Origin of the sequence: Rhizohabitans arisaemae, from assembly GCF_025996515.1 — a bacterium.
GTDB classification, from domain to species: domain Bacteria; phylum Actinomycetota; class Actinomycetes; order Streptosporangiales; family Streptosporangiaceae; genus Rhizohabitans; species Rhizohabitans arisaemae.
The window spans coordinates 1-1,237 of the sequence record NZ_BLRH01000016.1 but is presented as its reverse complement, the minus strand read 5'-3'; the positions used below and the strand labels follow the sequence as shown (position 1 = coordinate 1,237).

General features: G+C 69.2%; 1 protein-coding gene. It reads left to right on the top strand.

What is annotated here, in order from left to right; translation table 11 throughout:
• Positions 1-67 precede the first annotated feature (67 nt).
• The coding region (locus RUR_RS08380) for a hypothetical protein (protein ID WP_283134366.1) at positions 68-1,237 on the top strand (1,170 nt) is incomplete at its 3' end.

The following is a 1,237-nucleotide window of genomic DNA, read 5'->3' as shown; positions in this document are numbered from 1 at the left end:
GTTCAGTCAGGCGCTCGATAAGCCGGGCGCGGACGGTACCTACACCAACGCTCTGTACCGGGGGCTGGTGGCGGACTACAAGACGGCGGCCGGGGACCTGGGCGAGGCGTTGAAACCGTTGCAGAAGGAAGCGGTGGACGGGCTGGAGTACCGGCTTTTCGGTACGGCCGACCAGGCGATCGAGGCCCAGCCGAAGTTGTCGCCCAGGATGGCGGACTGCCGCGAGGCCAGCAGTCTGCGCGGCTTCCTGGAGCGTCCGGCCAACGTGGCGGTCTCGGGTAACGAGGTGCCGCTGGCGGTGTACGCGTTCACCAACCCCAGGACGCGGTTCCAGCCGGTGGTGTCGGCGTGCCACGACTTCGTCTACACCGGCGGCGAGGACCGGCTGGACCCGGCGACGTTGACGGTGAAGCTGCGGTTGCAGCTCCTGTGGGGTCCTCCGATGAAGGAGAACGAGCCCAAGACGGTCGAGAAGGTCGAGGATCTGGGTGTCTGGGAGAAGTCCTGGCAGGTGCCCGCGGTGTGCATCGACCCCAAGCCGGGCCCCGAGCCTGGCCCGGTGTGCAGTGCCCGTGACCACTACCTGGACAAGTGGGTGACCGGGGGCTTCAAGCAGTCGTTCGCCGAGTCGGCCGTGCACACCCCGAACGCGGCGGTGGTCGCGGAGTTGCGGGTCAAGCTGACGCAGTTCCTGGCGGGGCGGCAGAAGGAGTACTACGACCGGGTTGTGGCGGACCTGGCCACGCCGGGCAAGCCGCTGTTCCTGGCGAACGCGGCCCTGACCCAGGCGGTGCGGTTGCTGCAGGAGTACACCGAGGCGGGGTTCCCGACGGCGCTGCGCGGCGACGATTTGATGCAGGGGCTGCTGCGGGGGGCCGAGCGGTTGCCGGGCGACACCCCCGACGACGGGGTGGTGACCTCGGTGTTCCGGGCGGCGAGCGCGGCTTACGACTCGTGTCAGCCGGCGGAGGGTCCGGGTTCGCCGTGCACGGCGGCGACGACGTTCAATCCGTTCGCGGGTCAGTCGCGGGAGTGGCTGGTGGATTGCCTGTCGTGGTATCGGGGTCAGCTTCCGCCGGACAGGTGGTCCGGTGATCCGGTGGCGAACACGGTTCTGGCGTTCGCCCGGCATGCGGGTGATTCGTTGCGGGGGCGTTTCGACGCGCATTCGGAGCGGCTGGCCAAGAAGGTCTACACCGAGGGGATCCCCGCGGTGACCGAAGCCGCCGGCCTGCTG